The sequence below is a fragment of the Carnobacterium divergens DSM 20623 genome (assembly GCF_000744255.1).
Lineage (GTDB): Bacteria > Bacillota > Bacilli > Lactobacillales > Carnobacteriaceae > Carnobacterium > Carnobacterium divergens.
Window position 1 is genome coordinate 222,447 of the sequence record NZ_JQLO01000001.1, and the last position, 15,480, is coordinate 237,926.

Sequence of the window (15,480 nt, forward strand, 5' to 3'; positions counted from 1 at the left end):
CAAGCAATTGCGGTCATGGCGGAATGGCAGACGCGCTGCCTTGAGGGGGCAGTCGGGATTCTCCCGGTGGAAGTTCGAGTCTTCTTGACCGCATAGGATAAGTAGGTAAAAGAAAGACGTTACTTAAATAGTAACGTCTTTCTTTTAGTTTCCAACCAATTCAACTTTTTTTTCTGTGTTTAAAGGAGGATTATCCGTCAAAAAATGATGTACCCACCCCACAACCTCTTGATTATCAACCAATCCAATATGCGTATCCGTTGTTATTTTTTCAAGATAAGTATGGACATTTTCTGGGAAAATCAACCGTGACGACAAAGCACTGCCAAGTGGAACGATACTATCGGTTTTTTCACCACTTCCATCATCGCCTGCAATCGAAAGGACAGCTAATTGTGGATTTAACTTTGAGCGATTACGGATATAAGTTTTCAACTCATCTGTTTGAAAAGGAACCCCTTTAAAATCAAGATTCACCTGATTGTCCTCAGGGTCTAGCTCATTAAAAGGAGCACCTAAAACCACCATTTTGCGTAAGTGAGGAACGTCTTCTTTTTGGTCATACTCCTCAGCGTAATCCGTTAGTGCTAACCCGCCATTCGAAAAACCAATCGCATCAAATTGCTGAAATTGATACGTTTTTTTCAAATGAGTGAGTAATTTTTGAAGTCCTTTGCTCCAATCCTCGATAGGCGCATTATTTTCTTCAAACCCAATAGATACAATTGGATGTTTAGCATCTTTGGTGAGGGTTCCTTGATAATCTAGTTGACCATCCCCAGCAATTGTTACTTTTAATGTTTCAGTTGAAGGGTCAGGTAAGTCGTTTAATTTTTGAATAAAAGCATCAAATGAATCTTCATTGCCTCCACTTCCATGAATGACAACGATTGGAATTTCATTTTCCAGTGCTAGTTTGGGTAAGGTACTTTTTTTAGGAGTGGCTGTGCAAGCACTTGTAAAAATTAAAAGTAGGATAAAAAAAGTGAGTAATTTTTTCATTGATAAGCACTCCTTTAATATAGGATTGTTAAAATTGTATCATGTGCTATTTTTATTTACTAGTTACATTCCTTAAAAGTATAGTAAACTAAAGAGAGAGGGATACAAAGAAAGGAAGTTTAGAGATGAAATTTAACTCAAAAGCAGAAGAAAAATATTACTATGAACGAGTGGCACCAGAAGCTGATTTCTTAGAGTGGTACGCCAATGAAGACTTGCCTCAATATGAAAAACCTTCTGTTACAGTCGATAATGTGATGCTTTGCTATGATAAAGAAGCGCAGCAACTTAAAATGCTGTTAATCAAAAGAATAGCCAACCCTTTTAGAAATTGTTGGGCATTGCCAGGAGGTTTTGTTGACAAACAAGAAGCGACCACAGCAACTTGTCTAAGAGAAACTAAAGAAGAAACTGGAATTGAATTAACAAAAGAGGCTATTTATGAAATAGGTTCATTTAGCCAACCTAATCGTGATCCTCGTGGCTGGACAATTACTATTAGCTATTTAGCTCTCTTACCAACAATGCCTATTACAACCGCAGGAGATGATGCAAAAGAAGCCCAATGGTTTAATGTATCAATCAAAGATGAACAGTTACTGCTGAGTTTTAATGAACAAAAAATTACAATTGATTTAACGAGTACAAAATCTAATAAGACAGCTTTAGCATTTGATCATGAGGCCATCATTCGTAGAGGTTTCAAAAAACTACTTTTAACTGAAAATCAACCTCAGTTGAAAATATTAATTGGTAAAACAAGTGAATCGAAAGACGTTGAAAAGATAATGAAAAAATTAAATAGATAAGCTAAAGAAAATAAATTTACAAGTCAATGACATTGTCGCTGACTTGTAAGTTTATTTTTTTTACTAAATGAACAACAATATATTTAGGTTTAATAACTATATTTTTATAGAATAAATTTTTATTATAAAACCAAGGGATAAAAGATGCAAAAGTAATTTAATTCGGTTAGAATGAATTTAAATTAACATGAGAAAGTTATTAAAAGTTACATACGATTTATCTAGTGAAATATTGAGTAGCCTATATAAACTGTAAATTCATTTTTTAGGGGGCGATAATTTTGAATAATAAAAAGTTTAATATTGTTATTTTTATGATGTTAACTGTAGTGATTTTTTATTTACAAGATATGGTGAAAGCAGTTACTTTAAATGAAGAAATAAAGACCGAAGAAACAAGCTTATCCACCCCGTCAGATTCAAGTTGCCCAATTGATTCAACAGCCCCATCGATTTCCTCTAATTCAACAATAAATGGAACACAAGTTAACCTTACCAATAACGAAAAAAATGATGAAACCGATTTAAACGAATCAGTCAATAGTGAAAGCAACCAAAAAAGCACCAATCAAATCAGTCCTCGCTTACTAGATCTTGATGTTGGAACAAGTACATTAACAGGAAGTTACACAACTGGAGCTTGTGGACAAGGGATAACGACGATTCATTATAAATATGTTCCGTTAGTAGCAGTTGGATTGAATACGGTTCCAATACTAGCTGTCCAAATTCCTCCTGAAATAGCAGCGCAATTAGCAGGAAATACAGCTAAGCAAACCTTATTTTTAAAAAATTTAACTGGAAATGTCACTTATCCTACTCAATCGATTTTAGGTGGAACGAGTACAGCCTCCATTCAAGCAACGGATAAAGGATTTACTTTAACTTACAATGAGAGCTTATCAGCAGTAGTAATCACGTTCCCAAAAACAGGTTTAAGCTTAGGCTTATTAATTGAATGGTCTTTAAATATGGTCATTGATACGGTTGCCCTTTATAAAAATGGGATTATTATTCCGCCAGCTGCAAACGGTGCGAACTATCCAATTAAGGGAACAATGACGTCCGCCTCACAAGGAATTAATTTAACAGTAGGTTTAGGAAATACAAAAGCAGGAAGTATCAACACCCCTTCAATGGGACTAGGAACCTGTCCAATACTCGCAATCAAGCCCCCAGTAATCAACGACACGATGCAACATGGAAATAAAAGTATTACCGGAACGATTAACCAAACAAAAGACCCAGGCTACACCTATACAGCTGATATTACGTTATCTGCGCCAGACGGTAGTCATGCCCCCATTGTTACAACAGGTGTTTTAGTAGACAACAGTGGAAATTTTTCAATAAATGCAGCTAATGCCTACGAATATGGTGATACTGTGACGGCGATTCTCCATGCAAAAGCCATTACAGGAACTGATCAATATCAAAGTACCCTCAGTAATATAGCAACTGTAAAATGGCCTATTGTTGCTCCAACATTAACCACACCCGTAGTCGGAAATACTCAAATTACAGGAAGCGCCATCCAAACAGTTACCACAGGTTTGTATCAAGTTGCCGTGACCGTAAATAATCAAACGACGAATGTCCCCTTAAATGCAAATGGCACATTCGCTTTGACAGGTTTAGCTCCATTGAAAGGAGGTGATCAAGTTAGTGTTGTCATTCAAGGCATCAGTAGTCGAACAGCTAATAAAATCTTAGTGAGTAGCAATAATGTTTCAAGTACGATTGCCTTTGTAACACCCCAATTAGCTGTAACTCAAATTGTTGAAAAATGGTCAAAAGATGGGACGTGGATTCCAGCTATATCTGCTGTCACAAACCAAAAAGTACGCTTCACAATCAAAGTCCAATTACAAAATAGCAACGCCATTTGGGATAATCAACTTTTACTAAATTGGATTCCTAGCGGAGTAACCAATCTAACAAATCCACAAGTTAGTAAGGTGAGCGCAACCGGTGTTTCGACTGTAATAGGTACTCCAGTAGTCGTTCCACAAAGTTCAAGCCCATCAGGTTCAGCGTATCAGTTTCAAAATTTACTTGCTGGAAATAATTTGGTAACCGCCAATGAGGCCCTTACTCTTCAATATTCTGCAACCATCGCGCCAAATGTTGCCAACACCACTTTAGTAAATAGCTTTTTCGTGAATGGAACAAATGGAGGAGGAACAGCGATTGCCCAGCAATCACTAGTTGCAACTTTACCAATTGGAGATGGAACGTTGCGCTTAGTGAGTGCCCCTAGTCAAATTAGCTTCGGCACATTATCGGTTCCAACTGCTACAAAGATTTACAATCCAGCGACTGTTACAAATTCACTTTCTGTTGCCGACGGACGCGTCCAAAAAGCCCAATGGCATTTATATGTTCGTGAAACCCAACCACTAACAGCTGGAGCCAATGTGTTAAATCAAGTGTTAATTTATAGCAAGGCTGGTCAAGATATTCCATTAAATCAAAGCAACCAAGAAATTTACACCGCTACATCAACCGACGATAATGCAACAGTAATCCAATGGCCAAAAGGTGAGGGGATTCGACTTAAAATAGGCCCGAATCCGAATGTTAAATCGGGTCAAAGCTATCAAGGAAAACTGGAATGGAATTTATCCGACGCACCGATTTAAAAAGTTAAAGCAAGGCTCAAAGGGGAAAATAAAAAAGAGAGAAGGAATAAAAAATGAAAATGACAAAAACAGTAATTTTTAGTTTGGCTACCTTTGCTACAGTAACACTTGGAGGTGCTCCTGTATTTGCTGCAACTGCTGGAGTGATGAACTCGAATACAGATATTATTTTCCAGGCAGAGACTTCTATTACAGATCCTACCAACCCACTTATTCCAGGAGCTCCAGTTACTCCTAATCCATCTGATCCTCATGAACCTGGAACAGCTGGGCCCTTAAGTATCGATTATGTTTCTAATTTTCATTTTGGAACAGCAACGATTGATGATATGGATAAAATTTATTATGCTCAACTAGATTCTGTTGTAGATAAAACAACAGGCTTGCCTCTACAAGTGCCAAACTACGTGCAAGTAACAGATAAGCGTGGGAACAATGCCGGCTGGAAACTACTTGTGAAACAAAATGGTCAGTTTAAAACAACCGATACGAACACAACGCCATTAGACAATGCGCAACTTCATTTAAGTGCAGGAACTCCCTTGTCAGTTGTCCCAATTTTATTTAGTCCAACAACGACAGCTGTTAATCTTGATCCAACAGGAACGGCCTCTTCAACTGTGATGACTGCTGTTGCGAATAAAGGTTTTGGAACGTGGACTTCTTCATTTGGAGCCGATAACATAGGAGGTTTGACAGGTGTTTCACTGAATATACCAATGGCAAGTTCGAAAGTATCCAATGTTCAATATAAAACAACACTAACTTGGAACCTTGAAGATAGCCCAAACTAAAAAAATCAGCCAAAGGAAATAAATCAGATTAAGATACGATTGCCTTTGGCTTTTTTTACTAATTTAATTGAAAAGAGGATTAGATATGAAACGATTTAGCTACTTATTTTTATTAATAGCAAGCATGATAATTGTTATGCCAAAGCTAGCAGATGCAAATGAAATGAATTTTTCTGTTAAAGCAATTTTACCTGAAAATCAACGAGATCAAACTCATACTTATTTTGATTTAAATGTCGTACCAGGCACGACTCAAGTAATAGAAGTAGAACTAAAAAACGAAACAGATAACGATGTAACAGTTCAAACAGTTGCAAATACGGCAGTTACCAACGATAATGGAATTGTGGAATACACGAATGAAAAACCAAAATTGGATAAAAGTTTAGCGATTCCATTCAGTAAAATAGCTTCCGTTCAATCAGATATCACGATCCCTAAACAAAGTAGCCTTCAGTTACCAGTCACATTAAAAATTCCAGAAAAATCATTTGATGTTGTTATCTTAGGTGGTTTATACTTTAAAGAAAAAGAAACGGACCAAGAAACAAAAAAAAGTAAAGACGATGTTCAAATTGAAAATAAATTCTCTTATACGATTGGTGTCTTGCTAGCAGAGTCGCCAGAAACGGTACTACCTGATTTAGTTTTAAATGACGTGAAAGCCACTCAAAAAGTAGGACGTAATGTGGTCACAGCTAATCTTCAAAATCCAAAAGCCGCATTACTTAGTAACTTAACAGTTGATGCTAAAGTTTATGAAGCAGAGAGCAATCAATTGCTTCACGAGGAAAAACAAACAAGCTTACGAATGGCACCAAATTCAAATTTCAATTACAGCGTTTCTTGGGGAAATGAAGCTTTTAAAACAGGCGATTACCGCATTGAAATTACAGCTACAGATGGCAATCAAAATTGGCATTTAAAAAAGGACTTTAAAATCAAAGGCGAAGAGGCAAAAAAATACAATGATTCAGCTGTTCATATTGCTCAAAAATCAACCCCTTGGACGTACTGGCTAATGGGTGGAATCATCATTGTTTTACTAATCGTGATTGCATTCTTAATTTTAAAAAACAAGAAGAAAAAATCAAATTAGAAGGGAAGAAAAAGAAATGCACTTAGGAGAAAAGACCAAAGAACTCCTAACCAACTATTTTCCAACATATCAAACACGTACGAAACAGTTGCAAGCAGTCAAAGAAACGGAAGTATACTTTCAAGAATTACAACAAAATAAGCTAGTAGAATCCCCATTAAAAAAAAGCGTTTCTTACTCATTTGTCACCAAAAAAAATGCACCCTTTAAAGCGGATCCTCCAGTTGCGATTGGCGAATCTCGCTTTTTAGTTCCATGGTGGTTTCAAATTTTAAAAGAGGAAATCAAACAACAAAAATTAAAACAAAAAGTGTACTCAATTGAAGAATTTGGTGGCGTAGGGGATGGCGTGACAGATTCAACGAAAGCCTTTCGTCGAGCTTTAAAAAAAGGCAATCGTAAAATTATCATTCCACCAGGAACATATCTAACTAGAGAGTTGAGAATGCCTTCCAATACTACCTTGGTAGGAAGTGGAGTTGATCAAACCACTATCAAGTTACATCCTAATGCGCCAATTGGAGAACGAGTAGTCCGTAATAAAAATCGATTACGAGGCAATCATCATCTTGTCATCAAAAATATGACATTAGACTGGAACGTAGAACGTTTAGGAAACAGTAAAACGACTGCAAAAGGGGGAACGACCTCTAGTTGTTTAACCTTTGCACATGTCACTTACGGCGTGATTCAAAACATCAAAGCACTAAACGCTGGACTTCATGGTGTCGATTTAACAGCTGCTTACTATAGTTATCGAGGAGATGGAACCCGTTCAAGATTAGGAAGCAAATTTATCTGGGCAGATGAAATTGAAGCGGTTGGTTTTGGCGATGATGGAATCACAACCCATCACAGCGACTATCTACTTATCAGTAATTCCTATCTCCACCACCCAAGTGGGAAAGCTCATCAAAAAGGCTTTTCTAATTCAAATGGCATTGAAATCGATGATGGTTCAAGTCATGTAATCTTAGTTAATAATCGCACGGAAGCGTGCTTTGGGGGGATTGAAATCAAAGCGCATGAAGAGAGCTCAGCTGCTAGCGATGTTCAAATTATCGGGCATTACTCGTCGTTAGATAACCGTTCATATAACTTTAGACACATTGGTCATCATCAAGGTGACGACAGACCTTCAAAAACGGCTAAAGGAATTAGAGGAACCTTTTTAGTATCTATTAATCCACAACCTACACCATTGTACGAGGAATCAAGTCCTAGAAATTTAGTCGTTTCAGCTTATCAAGGAGTGGTTATCAATTATTTTGTAGGAATGACTCAAAGTTCCGCTTTAGAAAAAAGAGTTGGCATAGCCATTCAATTCCGTGCAAGAGAGGTGTTGATAGCTCATCATGTACTGAGTGGCTATCAAGAAAAAGATACACCGCTCTATTTAGGCAAAGGAATTCAATCCGTTACCATCAAAAAAGACAATTAAAACCCAACCAAAAGTCAGAAAATTGTCTAACTTTTGGTTGGGTTTGAGTGTTTACTTTGTAATTCATCAAGGCTTAGGACACGATAAGCTTTTTTAGGAACTTCATCCAAACTAGCAATAATTTTCGTTGCACAAACCTTTACAGGAGTTGGTTTAATTGAAATGAAAAGCTGTTTCAACAGAGGGATTTTCAACAAGAAAAAAAGTAAATTTGCTAGAGTTAAAGAAGAAGGCCGACCTTTTCCGTATAAAAGACCGGGACGAACAACCGTTAACGGAAAAGGAAGACGTTTTAAGTAATTTTCAGCAAGCCGTTTATTTTCAAGGTATTTTTTAGGGATAAATGGGCTACCAGCATTTGCAGATAAAAAAACAAATCGTTCAATTGCTGTATTTTTACTAGCATTTCCAACAATCATCGCTGCATCTAAAATCATTTTTTGATAAGTAAGTCCTTTTTTAGGCTGTTCTTTGAGAATGGCCACAAGATGAATAACGATATCGAATTGACTAATAATCTTTTCTAATTGATCGGTAGCAAAAAGATCACAGGTAATCCAATCGATTGGAGCGCCGGATAGCTCTTTTGATAAATGGGTTGGTTTGCCGTGTTTAGAAAGGCTAGCTACCGTAAACCCTTTTTTTAATGCCGCAAGACAGAGTTCTTGTCCTAAAAAACCACTTCCACCAATAATCAGTATTTTTTTGTTAGTTGCCATTTTTACACCTCCATTAACGAATAGGCTAGATACGTTTAAGTATAACAAATTGATTAAATAAAGAAACTGAAAAGCTTTTAAATTAAGGGGGAGGCCTCCCGTTAACAAAAAAAGAAATTAAAATAAATTGACCTTTAGAATGGAACGTGCTAAAATACAATTTATCAACATCAATACTTTAACGCGTTGAAGAGTTACAGTAGAATCTAAATCTTAGTTCAGAAAATTGGTGGACGCTGCGAACCAATCGGGATTTTTATTTGAAGTACAAACTTGGAGCATCTTTAGGAAACTAAAGACGGAGAGGTCCGTTAAACCAATGAAGCGAGAAATGATCTATTCATTTCTAAACTGGGTGGTACCGCGAATAATCAAATTCGTCCCTGTTGTAAGAAATTACAGCAGGGGCTTTTTAGCGTAAAAAATGGAACGAGTAAAAAGTATAAAGGGCGTTTCACGAAAGGGGTTAGTAAAATGGAAAGTTTAAGATGTACCAATGGAGGATTAACAAGTTATCGTTTGACTAAATAATTCATAGTAGAACACAAAAAAATTATTTAGGAGCGATAGAAGATGAAAACAAAAAAAAGTTTTAAAGAAGCATTAGGAATACTGGTTTTAATTTTACTGATTATTGGGGTAAGTGTCATTAAGTTTGGCGTGGCACCTCAAACGCCTTTAATTATATCCATTGGATTATTAATCTTATGGGGGAGAATCAAGAAACATTCTTGGGATGATATCCACAAAGGAATTCAAGAAGGGATCTCCACTGGTCTTGTACCAATGATTATCTTTATCTTAATTGGAGCTTTGATCGGTGTTTGGATTGCTGCAGGAATTATTCCTTCAATGATGGTATTTGGGTTTAAAATTTTAAATCCAAGTATCTTTGTTCCATCGGTTTTTATTATTTGTGCCATTGTTGGAACGTCAATTGGGAGTGCTTTTACAACCGTATCAACCGTTGGAATTGCCTTACTGGGAATGGGAACAACAATGGGTTTTAATCCAGCCTTAGTAGCAGGAGCAATTGTTTCAGGAGCCGTATTTGGCGATAAAATGTCGCCTTTGTCAGACAGTACGAATTTATCAGCAGCTGTTTCAGGTGTGGATTTATTCCGTCACATTAAAAACCTAATGTGGACAACAATTCCAGCATTGCTAATTGCCTTAGTTTTATTCTTTATATTAGGAAATGGTCAACAGCATGCGGATACAGCAGATATTACGAAACTTGTTCAAACTCTAAAAGAAAATTTTTCAGTTAATTTCTTTGCCTTAATTCCAATTCTTGTCATGTTCATTTGTTCGTGGCGAAAAATCCCAGCAATTCCAACACTACTTCTAAGCATCATTGTAGCCGTTGTAATGCTCTTTATTGAAAAACCAATGACCAAGTTTGGTGAATTATCGTCTATTTTACAAGATGGCTTTGTTTCTCAAACGGGAGATGCTAGCATTGATGCTTTGCTAACACGTGGTGGGGTTCAAAGTATGATGTGGTCCATCTCTCTTATTATTTTAGCCTTAGCGTTAGGTGGACTTTTAGTGGAATTTAAAGTCATTGATTCAGTAATGAAACCTTTATCAACTTCATTAAATTCAACAGGTAAATTAATTCTAGCAACTGCACTTTCTTGTATTGGAGTGAATCTGTTAGTTGGAGAACAATACCTGTCGATTATCTTACCAGGTAAAGCCTTTAAAAAATCATTTGATGACGCAGGGTTGCACCCATTAGCGATGTCGAGAGTGTTAGAAGATGCGGGAGCTGTCGTTAATTCACTTGTTCCGTGGAGTGTTAGTGGGGTATTTATTGCAGGTGCTTTGAGTATTCCAACCGTCGATTACTTGCCATTTGCATTTTTCTGCTTGCTTTGTCCAGTGATTACCGTTTTCTGTGGGTTCACAGGAATTGGCATTCAAAAACAAAAAGTGAAAAAAGCATCAATTGAAGAAACTGTTGTAAACCAATAAAAAAGTAGCAGTCGTCGTTTAGTTTCTAAACGACGACTTTTTTTGAGAACAATAAAAACATTGTGATATACTTAATAAAGTTAAAAGAAAAGGAGTGGGAAAATGGAACAGCCTATCCGTAAAAAAGGAATTTTGATTGCCAATTTGGGGACACCTGATAAACCAGAAAAAAAAGAAGTACGTGCCTTTTTGAAACGTTTCTTAGGGGATTCTCGTGTCATTGACACGCCACGCTGGCTGTGGTTGCCGCTTTTACATGGTATTATTTTAAACACACGACCTAAAAAGTCGGCATTACTTTATAAAGAAATATGGCGAGAAGCAGGCTCTCCCTTACTTATTTACACCAAAGCTCAAGCAGAATTATTGCAAAATCTAGTACCCAATCAAGTTGTGCGTTTTGCTATGTCTTATAGCCATCCAGATATCCCAAGCGTTTTAGCCGAAATGGAAGCAGAAGGCGTAACCGATTTGACGGTTATTCCACTATACCCACAATACTCAACAACAACGACGGCTTCAATTTACGACTCGATTGCAAAGTACTATTTGAACAGTCAGAAAATCCCGACGCTTCATTTTGTAAGTGATTATAGCGATAATCCGCTGTATATTCAATTAGTAGCAAGCCAAATTAAAGAAGCTTTAAAAGAACACGAAATTGACCAATTACTCTTTTCCTATCATGGCATCCCGGTTTCCTATGTAGAAAAAGGCGATGATTATCCGATTAAATGTCAACAGACCACTAAAGCTGTGATGCAGTTGGTGGGAGACATTCCTTATATTGAAACCTATCAATCGAAATTTGGTCCTTCCGAATGGCTAACGCCAGCAACTGATGCGACTTTAAAAGCATTGCCGAGTAAAGGGATTAAACGAGTAATGGTGATTACACCAGGCTTCGTTTCAGACTGTCTAGAGACAATTGAAGAAATAGAATCTGAAAATTATGGTTATTTTATGGAAAACGGAGGAATTGAGTTTCATTACATTCATCCTTTTAATGAAGACCCTAGATTTGCTGAATTAGTAAAAACCTTAGCAGTAGAGCAACAATCGAATGAGATTGAAAAGGAAAGCTTGTAATCACAATCGGAACATGGTATATTACTTACATGCGATGAGTTGACTCAATCAGATAACTTTTAGTTATTTCGCTGCGGCGACTAGTGATTGAACAAAGGCAGGGCATATGTACTTCGAGTACAACTACAAGATGTAGATGTTTGGACCCCTCTGTTTTGTGGAATTCACGGGACCTATTTATGCAAATAAATACTGTCGAAGAAGCACTGACTTTTGTCAGTGCTTTTTTTATGTCATCATTTAAGTAAAAAATAAAACAAAAAAGCATTGAAAAATTTTTCAATGCTTTCCTATTTTTTCTTGGCGAATCAATTCTAGTAAACCTGGGAATTTGTTGTTTAATTCTGCTTTTTGAACAGAATAATAATGAGCAGTTCCAGATTTTTCACAATGAATCAAGCCAGCTTCTCTTAAAATTTTAATATGATGTGACAACGTTGATTTTGCAATTGGATAATCTTCTTTTTTCAAACCCTTTCCATCTGTATCTAACAGGCACATCACAATATTTAATCGAAGGGGATCACCCAAAGCTTGAAAAATATGAAGTAAGTCCGACTCTTTAGTGGGTTCAATAGCTGTAGGTTGATTTTTCATATAGTCACTTTATCATATTTTAGGAAAAAGTGATAGTAAATTTCATTCTTTAAAATTAGTCACTTGCAAATGAATAGTAAACTATGATATGATGCTTTTAGTTCGAAAAAAATCGAACAATATAAACGAGGGAGTAATGTGAGAATGATTCATATCCAAGCAAAGATGTCTCTAAAACCAGAAGCAAAAGCTGAATTCTTAAAAGAGATTAAGTTGTTAGTGAATGCTTCAAAAAAAGAAGCAGGAAACCATCAATATGAGCTAGTTGCAGTTGTAGGTGAAGAAAATGAATTTAAGATGTTAGAAACTTGGGAAGATCAAGCTGCAATTGAGGCACACAACCAAAGTGAACATTTTAAAACATTTCAACAACAAGCAGCAAGCTGGTTAGCTGCTCCTTTAAGCATTACATTACTAACTGAATTAAAACCAAACTGAAAGAAGGAATAAATTGTGTCAGAAAAAATGTTAACGAACGATTTTAATACTATTTTAGCGGGTCGCCGTTCAATCCGAAATTACGATCCTGCTGTTAAAATATCAAAAGAAGAAATGAATGCAATCTTAACAGAAGCAACTTTAGCACCCTCATCAGTGAATATGCAACCATGGCGCTTTGTAGTTGTAGAAAGTGACGAAGGAAAAGAAACGTTAAAACCAATTATCCGTTTTAATACGCTACAAAACGATACATCAGCAGCGATGATTTTAATTTTTGGCGATCGTGATTGTTTTGATTTTGGTGAAGAAATTTACGGCACCGCAGTTGAACGTGGTTTAATGCCCCAAGAAGTAAAAGACCGTCAAATTGCAGCGTTAACGAATCACTACAATACCATTTCAGATGATAAATTAAAAGAAATTTTATTAGTGGATGGCGGAATTGTCGCAATGCAGTTAATGCTCGTTGCCCGCAAATATGGGTACGATACAAATCCAATCGGTGGCTTTGAAGAAGATCAGTTAGCTGAAGCTTTTGGATTAGATGCAAATCGTTATGTACCGGTGATGGTATTGTCAATAGGAAAAGCGAATGAAGAAGGTTATGCTTCTGTTCGTTTGCCAATCGAAAAAATTACTGAATGGAAATAAAAAAAAGCTAAAAAGATTGATAAAAAACTCCTTTATGGAGTTTTTTTCATAGGTAAAAATGTGTTAAGATAGAAAGCGAAACGATGAGATTATTGGAGGAAATTATGAATAAAAGTTGGCTATTAGTAATTTTAGGAGCAATTTTAGAAATTGGCTGGGTAACAGGCTTGGCACATGCCACTAGCTTAGGGGAATGGGCAATTACGATTATTAGTGTCATTTTAAGCTACGGATTATTTACGATGGCTGCAAAAGAGTTGCCAATGGGGACTTTATATGCAGTTTATACAGGTCTTGGGACGGTAGGTACGATTTTAACTGGAATTTGGCTATTCGATGAAGCAATTTATCCTTTAAAAGCTTTTTTAATGATTTCACTATTGGTAGGAATTGTTGGGTTGAAAATGGTTGAAACAAAAAAAGAGGTATAAGGAGTGGTTACAATTGGATTGGTTGGCATTATTTGTTGCGGGACTAATTGAAATTATTGGAGTGATAAATTTAAAAAGATTAGCCATTGGTAAAAAAGACGCTATTTTCTTTGCGGTTTTGTTAATGGGGATTAGTTTAATGCTGTTGTCCTATGCGCTTCAAACGATTCCAATGGGAACAGGTTATGGAATTTGGACTGGAATCGGAACGGTGGGAACCACGATTGTTGGAATTTTATTTTACCGTGATTCGAAAAGTGTTTTACGCTTATTTTTTATTGGGATTATTTTAGTTTCAACGATTGGTTTAAAATTAATTAGTTGATAGAAAAAGATTTACTGTCATTGTAGAAAATCAAAAAGTTATTAGAAAAATGGGAATAAATTAAATTTAAATCCATATTTTACAGTTAAACCAAATAAAAAAGCTAGAAGTACTGTTTTAAAACAGTATTTCTAGCTTTTTTATTTTATTTAATTCCTCTAAATTAAACAATTAAATAAAATACGTTAAATAAAAAACTAACGAATCATGTCAAAACTAACGAAATAAACAGTATTATATTTAAAATTTATAGAATTTAAATATATAACAAAATTACTTTTCTGTGTCATATAATACACTAAGAAAGAAGCTCTCAAAAAGAAATGTTTAAATGAAGAGAGAAAAGATTATTTAAAAATACAGATAAACCACTGAGTAGAAAGTGATGTTGCTTGTCTTATTTTAAGTTTAATTTTTCAAAAAAATTGTTGGAAAATCTTACTTTTGATAGTGGGAATATGGAACTATACCAAAGAAAATTAAAACAAAATGTTTGAATTTTAAATGGATTCTATAGTTAAAAAAAAGATAACTATTCTTTTAGAAAAAAGTCTTTTCTTTTCTTAAAAATATAACAGATGTGATAAAATGTCGTATGGGAAAATAGTTTCAAAGCTTCGAAAAAATAAAAATTATTCTTTAGAAAACGCATGTAGGAATACAATGACAAAATCTTTTTTATCAAAATATGAACGAGAAAAAGTAAATATTTCAGTGACAAAATTTTTTAAATTATTGGACAATTTAAATGTTGAATACGACGAGATTGATTATATAAAAAATGGGTACCGAGTGTCTTCAAAAAGAAGAGTAGAGGAACGAATTATAACGGCTTTTCAAAAAATTGATTTAGAAGAGTTAGAAAAATTAAATCGTGAACTCATACAAGAGCTAGAAACGACTGAAGATATTTTCTTTTTACACAATCATTTACTTGTTTATTCTCTAATTTGCCGAGTGAAAAATGAAAAAATTGATGAAGAAAAAGTGTTGCCAATCAAATATTATCTCTTCAATACTCAATATTGGGGTTATTATGAACTGCGTTTATTTACCAATATGATGTTTATTTATGACTTAGAAACACTAGAATTTTTAATTGAAAAAGCCTTAAAAGAAGTTTATCTGTATCGCGATTTAAATGCAAATCAAGACGACTTAGCGCGAATGCTAATTAATATGGTATTGTGTTGTTTTGATCAACATAATAATAGAAAAGCACAGAAGTACTTAAAGACGATTGAATCAATTGGAGTAAAAGAAACTGCCTTTTTTGAAAAGGTAACGATTGAATTTTTAAACGGAATTCTCTTAATTAAAAATGGCCATAAAACTTCTGGAGAAGAAAAATGTTTATTTTCACTTGAAGTATTTAAACGACTCGGGATGAAAGAATATGCTAGCTATTATAAAAATTATTTAGAACAAGTCTAGTAAAAAAGCTTCCTTAAATTTAAGGA

Annotated in this window: 15 protein-coding genes, 1 tRNA gene and 1 other annotated feature; of the genes, 13 read left to right on the plus strand and 3 right to left on the minus strand. The window is 35.3% G+C overall.

The features are described 5' to 3' along the window. Positions 1-9: 9 nt before the first annotated feature. Positions 10-93, plus strand: a tRNA-Leu gene (locus BR52_RS01055). A gap of 51 nt (positions 94-144) precedes the next feature. Here BR52_RS01055 and BR52_RS01060 read toward each other — a convergent pair. Continuing rightward, positions 145-1,002, minus strand: a complete 858-nt coding sequence (locus BR52_RS01060) for an alpha/beta hydrolase (protein ID WP_034568410.1) — start codon at positions 1,000-1,002, stop codon at positions 145-147. A gap of 125 nt (positions 1,003-1,127) precedes the next feature. Here BR52_RS01060 and BR52_RS01065 point away from each other — a divergent pair, with 125 nt between their 5' ends. The 5 genes from BR52_RS01065 to BR52_RS01085 all read left to right on the plus strand — a co-directional run bounded on the left by BR52_RS01065 (position 1,128) and on the right by BR52_RS01085 (position 7,787). Then, positions 1,128-1,811 (plus strand): NUDIX domain-containing protein, encoded by a 684-nt coding sequence (locus tag BR52_RS01065; protein ID WP_051915587.1) that lies wholly within the window; start codon positions 1,128-1,130, stop codon positions 1,809-1,811. Between the two features lie 281 nt (positions 1,812-2,092). Then, positions 2,093-4,453, plus strand: coding sequence for a WxL domain-containing protein (locus BR52_RS01070; RefSeq protein ID WP_051915588.1), 2,361 nt, complete (start codon positions 2,093-2,095; stop codon positions 4,451-4,453). Between the two features lie 53 nt (positions 4,454-4,506). After that, entirely contained in the window at positions 4,507-5,247 is a 741-nt protein-coding gene (locus BR52_RS01075; RefSeq protein ID WP_115588679.1) for a WxL domain-containing protein, read from the plus strand. 85 nt (positions 5,248-5,332) lie between these two features. Beyond that, positions 5,333-6,346: a WxLIP family cell surface protein gene (locus BR52_RS01080; protein WP_034568411.1), complete on the plus strand. Its 1,014-nt coding sequence runs from the start codon at positions 5,333-5,335 to the stop codon at positions 6,344-6,346. Positions 6,347-6,362: 16 nt separating this feature from the next. Next, the gene (locus BR52_RS01085; protein WP_051915589.1) at positions 6,363-7,787 is read left to right on the plus strand and encodes a glycosyl hydrolase family 28-related protein; all 1,425 of its coding nucleotides are present in this window, start codon (positions 6,363-6,365) and stop codon (positions 7,785-7,787) included. 26 nt (positions 7,788-7,813) lie between these two features. Here BR52_RS01085 and BR52_RS01090 read toward each other — a convergent pair whose 3' ends face one another. Then, the gene (locus BR52_RS01090; protein ID WP_034568413.1) at positions 7,814-8,506 is read right to left on the minus strand and encodes an NAD-dependent epimerase/dehydratase family protein; all 693 of its coding nucleotides are present in this window, start codon (positions 8,504-8,506) and stop codon (positions 7,814-7,816) included. Between the two features lie 177 nt (positions 8,507-8,683). Then, positions 8,684-8,894 (plus strand) — a binding site (T-box leader). Between the two features lie 185 nt (positions 8,895-9,079). Between BR52_RS01090 and nhaC the strand changes: the two genes are divergently transcribed. Further along, the gene (nhaC, locus tag BR52_RS01095; protein ID WP_034568415.1) at positions 9,080-10,486 is read left to right on the plus strand and encodes a Na+/H+ antiporter NhaC; all 1,407 of its coding nucleotides are present in this window, start codon (positions 9,080-9,082) and stop codon (positions 10,484-10,486) included. 102 nt (positions 10,487-10,588) lie between these two features. Next, a complete protein-coding gene (hemH, locus tag BR52_RS01100; RefSeq protein WP_034568417.1) occupies positions 10,589-11,575 on the plus strand; it encodes a ferrochelatase in 987 nt (328 codons plus the stop codon). 279 nt (positions 11,576-11,854) lie between these two features. Here hemH and BR52_RS01105 read toward each other — a convergent pair whose 3' ends face one another. Further along, positions 11,855-12,172, minus strand: a complete 318-nt coding sequence (locus tag BR52_RS01105; RefSeq protein WP_051915590.1) for an ArsR/SmtB family transcription factor — start codon at positions 12,170-12,172, stop codon at positions 11,855-11,857. A 144-nt stretch (positions 12,173-12,316) separates the two neighbouring features. On the opposite strand from BR52_RS01105, the gene BR52_RS01110 reads away from it, so the two are divergent. The 5 genes from BR52_RS01110 to BR52_RS01130 all read left to right on the plus strand — a co-directional run bounded on the left by BR52_RS01110 (position 12,317) and on the right by BR52_RS01130 (position 15,454). Continuing rightward, the gene (locus BR52_RS01110) at positions 12,317-12,610 is read left to right on the plus strand and encodes a putative quinol monooxygenase (protein ID WP_034568419.1); all 294 of its coding nucleotides are present in this window, start codon (positions 12,317-12,319) and stop codon (positions 12,608-12,610) included. Positions 12,611-12,637: 27 nt separating this feature from the next. Next, positions 12,638-13,264, plus strand: coding sequence for a nitroreductase family protein (locus tag BR52_RS01115; RefSeq protein ID WP_201785258.1), 627 nt, complete (start codon positions 12,638-12,640; stop codon positions 13,262-13,264). 104 nt (positions 13,265-13,368) lie between these two features. After that, the gene (locus BR52_RS01120) at positions 13,369-13,695 is read left to right on the plus strand and encodes a DMT family transporter (RefSeq protein WP_034568423.1); all 327 of its coding nucleotides are present in this window, start codon (positions 13,369-13,371) and stop codon (positions 13,693-13,695) included. Between the two features lie 13 nt (positions 13,696-13,708). Beyond that, positions 13,709-14,020, plus strand: a complete 312-nt coding sequence (locus BR52_RS01125) for a DMT family transporter (RefSeq protein WP_034568424.1) — start codon at positions 13,709-13,711, stop codon at positions 14,018-14,020. Positions 14,021-14,608: 588 nt separating this feature from the next. Then, a complete protein-coding gene (locus tag BR52_RS01130; RefSeq protein WP_081890678.1) occupies positions 14,609-15,454 on the plus strand; it encodes an Rgg/GadR/MutR family transcriptional regulator in 846 nt (281 codons plus the stop codon). Positions 15,455-15,480: the final 26 nt, after the last annotated feature.

What these genes read in the sequence shown, in the direction of transcription:
- BR52_RS01110 (WP_034568419.1), top strand. Translation starts at nt 12,317, where the DNA reads ATGATTCATATCCAAGCAAAGATGTCTCTAAAACCAGAAGCAAAAGCT.
- BR52_RS01090 (WP_034568413.1), bottom strand. Translation starts at nt 8,506, where the DNA reads ATGGCAACTAACAAAAAAATACTGATTATTGGTGGAAGTGGTTTTTTA.
- BR52_RS01075 (WP_115588679.1), top strand. Translation starts at nt 4,507, where the DNA reads ATGAAAATGACAAAAACAGTAATTTTTAGTTTGGCTACCTTTGCTACA.
- BR52_RS01085 (WP_051915589.1), top strand. Translation starts at nt 6,363, where the DNA reads ATGCACTTAGGAGAAAAGACCAAAGAACTCCTAACCAACTATTTTCCA.
- BR52_RS01105 (WP_051915590.1), bottom strand. Translation starts at nt 12,172, where the DNA reads ATGAAAAATCAACCTACAGCTATTGAACCCACTAAAGAGTCGGACTTA.
- BR52_RS01065 (WP_051915587.1), top strand. Translation starts at nt 1,128, where the DNA reads ATGAAATTTAACTCAAAAGCAGAAGAAAAATATTACTATGAACGAGTG.
- BR52_RS01120 (WP_034568423.1), top strand. Translation starts at nt 13,369, where the DNA reads ATGAATAAAAGTTGGCTATTAGTAATTTTAGGAGCAATTTTAGAAATT.
- BR52_RS01060 (WP_034568410.1), bottom strand. Translation starts at nt 1,002, where the DNA reads ATGAAAAAATTACTCACTTTTTTTATCCTACTTTTAATTTTTACAAGT.
- nhaC (WP_034568415.1), top strand. Translation starts at nt 9,080, where the DNA reads ATGAAAACAAAAAAAAGTTTTAAAGAAGCATTAGGAATACTGGTTTTA.
- hemH (WP_034568417.1), top strand. Translation starts at nt 10,589, where the DNA reads ATGGAACAGCCTATCCGTAAAAAAGGAATTTTGATTGCCAATTTGGGG.
- BR52_RS01130 (WP_081890678.1), top strand. Translation starts at nt 14,609, where the DNA reads ATGTCGTATGGGAAAATAGTTTCAAAGCTTCGAAAAAATAAAAATTAT.
- BR52_RS01080 (WP_034568411.1), top strand. Translation starts at nt 5,333, where the DNA reads ATGAAACGATTTAGCTACTTATTTTTATTAATAGCAAGCATGATAATT.
- BR52_RS01115 (WP_201785258.1), top strand. Translation starts at nt 12,638, where the DNA reads ATGTTAACGAACGATTTTAATACTATTTTAGCGGGTCGCCGTTCAATC.